Annotated in this window: 11 protein-coding genes; 5 read left to right on the top strand and 6 right to left on the bottom strand. The window is 63.0% G+C overall.

The features are described from left to right. The 6 genes from ENZ74_RS16060 to hisB all read right to left on the bottom strand — a co-directional run. A partial coding sequence (locus ENZ74_RS16060) for an arginase family protein (RefSeq protein ID WP_206522287.1) occupies positions 1–542 on the bottom strand: 542 nt, incomplete at its 3' end. Further along, positions 539–1,282 carry a 1-(5-phosphoribosyl)-5-[(5-phosphoribosylamino)methylideneamino]imidazole-4-carboxamide isomerase gene (hisA, locus tag ENZ74_RS16055; protein WP_063169780.1) on the bottom strand — a complete coding sequence of 248 codons (744 nt, stop codon included), beginning with the start codon at positions 1,280–1,282 and terminating at the stop codon, positions 539–541. The genes ENZ74_RS16060 and hisA, both read right to left, overlap by 4 nt. A gap of 4 nt (positions 1,283–1,286) precedes the next feature. Beyond that, positions 1,287–1,577 carry a DUF1330 domain-containing protein gene (locus ENZ74_RS16050; protein WP_013528347.1) on the bottom strand — a complete coding sequence of 97 codons (291 nt, stop codon included), beginning with the start codon at positions 1,575–1,577 and terminating at the stop codon, positions 1,287–1,289. An 86-nt stretch (positions 1,578–1,663) separates the two neighbouring features. Further along, positions 1,664–2,314 carry an imidazole glycerol phosphate synthase subunit HisH gene (gene hisH, locus ENZ74_RS16045; RefSeq protein WP_063169779.1) on the bottom strand — a complete coding sequence of 217 codons (651 nt, stop codon included), beginning with the start codon at positions 2,312–2,314 and terminating at the stop codon, positions 1,664–1,666. A gap of 23 nt (positions 2,315–2,337) precedes the next feature. Next, the gene (locus ENZ74_RS16040; protein WP_063169778.1) at positions 2,338–2,814 is read right to left on the bottom strand and encodes a DUF2628 domain-containing protein; all 477 of its coding nucleotides are present in this window, start codon (positions 2,812–2,814) and stop codon (positions 2,338–2,340) included. Between the two features lie 4 nt (positions 2,815–2,818). After that, entirely contained in the window at positions 2,819–3,418 is a 600-nt protein-coding gene (hisB, locus tag ENZ74_RS16035; RefSeq protein WP_063169777.1) for an imidazoleglycerol-phosphate dehydratase HisB, read from the bottom strand. A 242-nt stretch (positions 3,419–3,660) separates the two neighbouring features. Here hisB and hslV point away from each other — a divergent pair, with 242 nt between their 5' ends. The 5 genes from hslV to ENZ74_RS16010 all read left to right on the top strand — a co-directional run. Further along, positions 3,661–4,212 carry an ATP-dependent protease subunit HslV gene (hslV, locus tag ENZ74_RS16030; protein ID WP_013528351.1) on the top strand — a complete coding sequence of 184 codons (552 nt, stop codon included), beginning with the start codon at positions 3,661–3,663 and terminating at the stop codon, positions 4,210–4,212. Next, on the top strand, positions 4,202–4,717 hold the full coding sequence (locus ENZ74_RS16025; RefSeq protein WP_024502003.1) for a GNAT family N-acetyltransferase: 516 nt from the start codon (positions 4,202–4,204) through the stop codon (positions 4,715–4,717). Before hslV ends, ENZ74_RS16025 begins: the two co-directional genes overlap by 11 nt. Further along, positions 4,714–5,883 (top strand): hypothetical protein, encoded by a 1,170-nt coding sequence (locus ENZ74_RS16020; protein WP_063169776.1) that lies wholly within the window; start codon positions 4,714–4,716, stop codon positions 5,881–5,883. Before ENZ74_RS16025 ends, ENZ74_RS16020 begins: the two co-directional genes overlap by 4 nt. A 106-nt stretch (positions 5,884–5,989) precedes the next feature. Beyond that, positions 5,990–6,535, top strand: coding sequence for a DUF2585 domain-containing protein (locus tag ENZ74_RS16015; RefSeq protein ID WP_224618702.1), 546 nt, complete (start codon positions 5,990–5,992; stop codon positions 6,533–6,535). 4 nt (positions 6,536–6,539) lie between these two features. Continuing rightward, on the top strand, positions 6,540–7,054 hold a 515-nt coding region (locus ENZ74_RS16010; RefSeq protein WP_127312862.1), incomplete at its 3' end, for an AAA family ATPase.

The raw sequence follows: 7,054 nt of genomic DNA, 5'->3' as shown, positions 1-7,054 counted from the left end.
CATTCCGTCCGCACGATCGGCAGCGTCTCCAGCAGCCGCTTCTCGTCCGGATCGAGATCGCGCGCGTTGACGAGCACGCAACGCGACGGATCGATCGGCTTGAAGCCGGGAATGGCCGACGCCATCGGCCTCCAGCACAGGCCAAGCACCGTCGCCAGCGCCATGCCGTCGAGAAAGCCGTATGCCGATGTCTCGGGCGTGTTGAGGTCGCCATGCTGGTCGGCCCAGATGATCGCATCGGCGTCCTCGCCGGCGACCGCACCGGCTGATGTCAGGCAATTTCCCGCAAGGACGATGGGAAACCGACCGGCGTCACGGGCAAGGCGAACCTCGGTCGCAACCGCGTTGCAGACAGCAAAGCCGGTGGCGATCTCGCGCTCCTGGATGTCTCCGACCCTGCCGATGTCTTCCACCGTAACGTCATGGCCGGCCATGGTCAGCGCGTCGACGAGCCCGCCTGATATCAGTGCGTCCGGGCCCTGGCCCATGCCGCCATGGTAATGACCGCTGTCGTAGGAGGCCAGGATGATGGAGATTTTCACGTCCGCGTCTCCGCCCTGCCCTGCAGGATCGCCAGGGCCTCGGCCGGATCGATGCGGCCGTCATAGAGCGCGCGCCCGGAGATCGCCCCTTCGAGCTTTTGCGCATCGGGCATGGTCATGCGCATGATGTCGGCGATCGAGGCGAGGCCGCCCGACGCGATGACCGGGATCGATACGGCATCGGCGAGATCGATGGTGGCGTCCCAGTTGATGCCTGTCAAAACGCCGTCGCGATCGATATCGGTGTAGATGATGGCGGCGACTCCGGCGCCCTCGAATTTCCTCGCCAGTTCGACGACGCCGAGGCTCGACGCCTCGGCCCAGCCCTCGACGGCGACCTTGCCGCCCTTGGCGTCGATGCCGACGGCGACCTTGCCCGGAAACGCCTTGCAGGCCTGTCTGACCAGGTCCGGGTCACGCACCGCCACCGTGCCGAGGATGACACGGGCCAGCCCGCGATCGAGCCAGTCCTCGATCTGCGCCAGCGTGCGGATGCCGCCGCCGAGCTGCACAGGGTTCTTCGTCGCCTTGAGGATGGCGCCGACCGCCGCGCTGTTGACGCTCTGGCCCTGGAAAGCGCCGTTGAGGTCGACGACATGCAGCCATTCGAAGCCCTGTTGCTCGAAGGCCCGCGCCTGCGCTGCAGGATCATCGTTGTAGATGGTCGCGGTGGCCATGTCGCCGTGCTTCAGGCGCACGCACTGGCCGTCCTTGAGATCGATGGCGGGGAAAAGGATCATCCGTTCAGGCGCCTTCCACAATGGCGAAATGCGATGTCGAATAGAGACGTCGGAACTTCAGCGCCGCCTGGTATTCGGGCGAATGGAAGCAGGCGAGTGCGACCGCGTAGCTCTCGAACTCGATGATGACATGGCGATTGCCCGACGACCCTTCCGGGCTCGACGACTGACCGCCGCGGGTCAGGAATTTTGCGCCATATTTGTCGAAAGCCGCTTTGTTGGCGGCAATGTATAGCGGATAGTTTTCCGGATCGGTCACCTCGACCATCGCCATCCAGTAACCCTTCTTGCTCATCGGTTTCCCCTTTGCTTGAGCATGATCTCGGGACAAACGGGACCGTTTGTCCGAGAAAACCGGGGTCCACTTTTCGGGATCATGCTCTAGGGCCTCCAGCGCAGGAAATTGGTGATCAGGGCGAGGCCCAGCGCCTGGCTCTTTTCCGGGTGGAATTGCGTGCCGACGAGATTGTCGCGGGCGACGGCCGCCGTCACCGGGCCGCCATAATCGGCGACCGCCAGCACTTCGTCCGGCTTGCGCGCATCGAGGTGGTAGGAGTGCACGAAATAGGCGTGCAGCCCGTTGGTCCCGGTGGGAATGCCGGCAAACAGTGGATGCTGGCGTTTGAGTTCGATGGTGTTCCAGCCGATCTGCGGGATCTTCAGCGCCGGATCGGAAGGCATGATCTCCTTGACGTCGCCCGATATCCAGCCGAAGCCCTCGGTAATTGTCTTTTCAAGGCCGCGCTGCGACATCAGTTGCATGCCGACGCAGATGCCGAGGAAAGGCCGGCCCTTGACGATCGCGACATCTTCGACGGCTTCCCACATGCCTTCGACGGCCTGCAGGCCGGCCGCGCAATCGGCATAGGCGCCGACGCCGGGCAGGACGATGCGATCGGCCGTGCGCACCCGCTCGGCATCGGCCGTCAGGTCGATCTGCGCCGCGATGCCGGCTTCGCGCGCGGCGCGCTCGAAAGCCTTGGTGGCCGAGCGCAGATTGCCCGAGCCGTAGTCGATGATCGCAACCCGCATCTCAGCTTCTTCCCGGAATCATGTCAGTTTCTTCCCGGTATGTGGGTCAGCCCCAGCGCAATGCCCGGCTGCGCTGGCCGCGCGAGGGCAGCATCGGGGACCATGCGCGGCGCCGGCACAACCTCATCGGCAAGCGCTTCCGCCTCCAGTGCATAGCGTGTGTCGGCATCGTCGAGCCAACCGGCTTCGACCGCGCCCCACTCGTGCCAACCACGCCGGCGAAGTGCCGCGATGCGCAGGCCTTGCCCTTCCAGGCCGACATAGAGCGAAACCAACAACGACAGCAGCGACCCGGCCACACCAAGGCCGAGCTTCTGGCCCAGCATCGAAAGCAGGCCCATGACGACGAAGGCAAGTGCTGCTTCGATCCACAGCCGATGCCAGGCGAACCATAGCGGCGGCACCAGGAGGCCCAGCCAGGTGAAGCCATCGCGGACAAAGGCCGTCGCATCAGCCTTTTCGCTGCGGCCTGGCGGTTCCATCACGACGTAGGTGGCCATGGCCTTATCCCTTCAACGATCCCTTGGTGGAGGGAACCGCATCCGGCTGGCGCGGATCGCGTTCGAGAGCAGCGCGCAGCGCGCGCGCCACCGCCTTGAAGCAGGTCTCGGCGATGTGATGGTTGTTGGCGCCATAGTGGTTGGTGACATGCAGCGTAATGCCGGCATTCTGCGCCAGCGCCTGGAAGAACTCGCGCACCAGTTCGGTGTCGAAGGTGCCGATCTTCGGCGACGAGAAGGAAACGTTCCAGACCAGGAAGGGACGGCCGGACACATCGATCGCGGCGCGCGTCAGCGTCTCGTCCATGGCAAGGTCGATCGAGGCATAGCGCATGATGCCGCGCCGCTCGCCGAGCGCCTTGGTCAAGGCCTGGCCGAGCGCGATGCCGGTGTCCTCGACCGTGTGGTGATCGTCGATATGCAGGTCGCCCTTGGCCCTGACCGTCATGTCGATCAGGGAATGGCGCGACAGCTGGTCCAGCATATGATCGAAGAAGCCGACGCCCGTAGCGATATCCGACTTGCCGGACCCGTCGACATGGACCGACACGGAGATGTCGGTTTCCTTGGTCTTACGGCTCGCTTCGGCGGAACGGGGCGGCATCACTCTATCCTTGTCCAGAGGTTCACATCGTGACCGGCTCAGAGGCTTCAAGCGCTCGCAGGCTTGAAAACGAAAGCCTTCTAGCAGCATGATCCGGCGATTGCCAGTTGCCTCCGGCATCGGTATCGGCCTTGCCAGAGAGCGATTTGCAATCACCGGCCCCATGCATACATATGGCCGATCAAAGTTACTCGTACCGCGCCAATCGCCTTATCGGGATGGCGCTGCTCGGAGCCCAAGAAATGTCCAATGAACTGACCATGCACGCCACGACCATCGTGACGGTGCGCAAGGGCAACAAGGTGGTGATCGCCGGCGACGGCCAGGTCAGCCTTGGCCAGACCATCATGAAGGGCAACGCCAAGAAGGTGCGCCGCATCGGCAAGGGCGGCAATGTGATTGCCGGTTTCGCCGGCGCCACCGCCGACGCCTTCACGCTTTTGGAGCGGCTCGAGGCCAAGCTCGAACAATATCCCGACCAGCTGACGCGCGCCTGCGTCGAGCTCGCCAAGGACTGGCGCACCGACCGCTATCTGCGCCGGCTGGAAGCGATGATGCTGGTGGCAGACAAGTCAGTCTCGCTGGCGCTGACCGGCACCGGCGACGTGCTCGAACCCGAATTCGGCGTCATGGCCATCGGTTCGGGCGGCAATTACGCGCTGGCCGCGGCCCGCGCGCTGATGGACAGCGACAAGGATGCCGAGGAGATCGCCCGCAAGGCGATGCAGATCGCATCCGACATCTGCGTCTACACCAACAACAATTTCGTCGTCGAAACGCTCGATGCCGCCTGAAGAGGTGGTGACCTATGATTTTCGGCCGGTGACGGAGAAAGACCTGCCGATGATCGCCGGCTGGCTTGCCCAGCCGCATGTTGCAGAGTGGTGGGACGATCCGGAGACGGAAATCGCCGGGATTAGCGATCATATCGACTCGATTTCCGTCGAGCCGCTGATCGTCGAGCTCGACGGCAAGCCGATCGCCTATCTGCAGAGCTACGACCCGCATCTGGAAGACGACCACCCCTACGCCGACCAGCCGTTCGGCACGCTCGGCATCGACGTGTCGATCGGCGTGCCGGAGCTGGTCGGGCGTGGCCATGGCTCGGCGATCGTGCGCCAATTCGTCGAACAGCTTTTCGAGGAAGGTGTTCCGCGCGTCATCATCGACCCGGATCCCGCCAATGTCAGGGCGATCCGCGCCTACGAAAAGGCCGGCTTTGTTGCCTTTGACACCAGAACATCGGAGTACGGGCCAGCCCTGATGATGGCGCGCGACGCGACGCAGGAGCCCAATTGATCAGCGCCGAAACCCTCGACAAGGCAGTCGCGAAAGGTTTGATCTCGCAGACCTTGCGCGATCAGTTGGAGGCCATGGAACGCGCGGTCGCTCTCGCCCCCGAGGCCAGGCGCGCCGATGATGAGAGTGACGAGGGTGACGAGGAAAACCTGCGGCTGGTCGGCGGCGGCAACGATCTGTTCGTCACCGTGGGAACCGTTCTGCTCAGCGCCGGCTTCTTCTTTGTCCTCACCACCTTGCTTCCAGGCCAGACATTCTGGATCGCCGGCATCTTCGCGGTTTTCGCCTGGGGGCTCGCCGAAATCGTCACGCGTCAGCACCGGATGAAGCTATCGTCGTCCGTGCTTGCCCTGATTTTCATGGCCGCCATTCTGGCCGCTCTGGCGCTGCAAGTGGAGGCCAGCTTCGGCATACGCAAGCCGGAAACCATCTGGCAGCTATTGGCGTTGCGCCAGACGGCGTCCCGGGCCGGATATCTGTTCCTGGGCGGAGGAATAATCGCGGCGGCGATCTATTTCTGGCGCTTTCGCGTCCCCATCATTGCCGGGACTATCGCCATCGCCTTCACACTGCTTGCCTTCCTGCAAACGGCGATAATCCTGTATGACAGTGTGACAACCGGCGCGATTGCGCCGCCGCGCCTCGAGGACGTTCCCGAATTGCTTCGCGCGGCCCTTTACATGCCGCTGATCTGCGGCCTGATCGTGTTCGCAACGGGTGTCGCTTTTGACATTTACGACAGGGATCGACGCAAGATCTGGTCCGATTGCGCTTTCTGGCTGCATGTCGTCTCGGCGCCGATGCTGGTGCATCCGCTCTTTATCATGGCAACCGGCCAAAACGTCGTATTCGGACATATCGCGCCGGATGCCAATGCAACCATCATGCTGACGATTCTGATCCTTGGCTTCCTCTATGTCGCGCTGGCCATAGACCGCCGTTCGCTTCTGGTTCCTACATTGGCTTACTTCGGCTCGCTGGGCATCTATTATCTGGTGAATTCCGCCTCCGATTCGACGGGCATCCCGCCTTTTGCCTTGATCCTGGTCGTTGTTGGCGCGCTGATTATTCTGTTCGGGGCCGGCTGGCAGCGTATCCGGCGGATTGTGGTCAACCTCACCTTGCCGGCGGCCGTGATCCGCCGGCTGCCGCCGCTGAAGGCGTGACAGGGCTTTGTGATGGTCGAGACGGCGACGCGAAACGAGGGGGAATGAATCGATGACGACACCGGCCACGGAAAACAGCTATTCGGCCTACGAAGACAGCTGGCGGATGGGGCTTCTGCTGGTGCTTGCCCTGGTCATCTTCCAGGCCGGGGCGCTCTACGGCATGGGGCGGACGCCGATCTGCACCTGCGGCTACGTCAAGCTCTGGCATGGCGTGGTGAACAGTTCGGAGAATTCCCAGCACATTTCGGACTGGTACACCTTCTCACACATCATCCACGGCTTCCTGTTCTATGCGCTGGCGCGGTTCCTGTTCCCGCGTTCGCCGATCGGCCTGAGGCTGGCGTTCGCCGTCTTCATCGAGGGCGGCTGGGAGCTGCTGGAAAACAGCCCGTTCATCATCGACCGCTACCGCGCCGGCACCATTTCGCTCGATTACTATGGCGACAGCATCATCAATTCGGTGTCGGACACACTGGCCATGGTGCTGGGATTTGTGATGGCGCGAAGGCTACCTATATGGGTGATCGTCAGCCTCGCCATCATCTTCGAACTCGGCACCGGCTACCTCATCCGGGACAATCTGACACTCAACGTGATCATGCTGCTGCATCCGTTCGAGGCCATCAAGCAGTGGCAAAGTGGAATTTAGTGATATGAGCACATTTTCTCCCCGCGAAATCGTTTCGGAACTCGACCGCTTCATCATCGGCCAGAAGGACGCCAAGCGCGCCGTGGCCATTGCCTTGCGCAACCGCTGGCGCCGCCAGCAGCTGGAAGGCCAGATGCGCGAAGAGGTGATGCCCAAGAACATCCTGATGATCGGGCCGACCGGCGTCGGCAAGACGGAAATCTCGCGCCGCCTGGCGCGGCTGGCCGGTGCGCCCTTCGTCAAGGTCGAGGCGACCAAGTTCACCGAAGTCGGCTATGTCGGCCGCGATGTCGAGCAGATCATCCGCGACCTGGTCGAGATCGCCATCGGCCTGGTGCGCGAGAAGATGCGTGAGGACGTCAAGGCGCGCGCCCACGTCAACGCCGAGGAACGTGTGCTGGAAGCACTGGTCGGCAAGACGGCGAGCCCGGCCACCCGCGACAGTTTCCGCAAGAAGCTGCGCGACGGCGAGCTCGACGACAAGGAAATCGAGGTCGAGGTTGCCGACACCGGCAGCGG

Source organism: Mesorhizobium sp. M7A.F.Ca.CA.002.15.2.1, from assembly GCF_003998715.1.
Taxonomy (GTDB): Bacteria; Pseudomonadota; Alphaproteobacteria; order Rhizobiales; family Rhizobiaceae; genus Mesorhizobium; species Mesorhizobium ciceri.
This window is presented reverse-complemented; position numbering and strand designations above follow the sequence as displayed.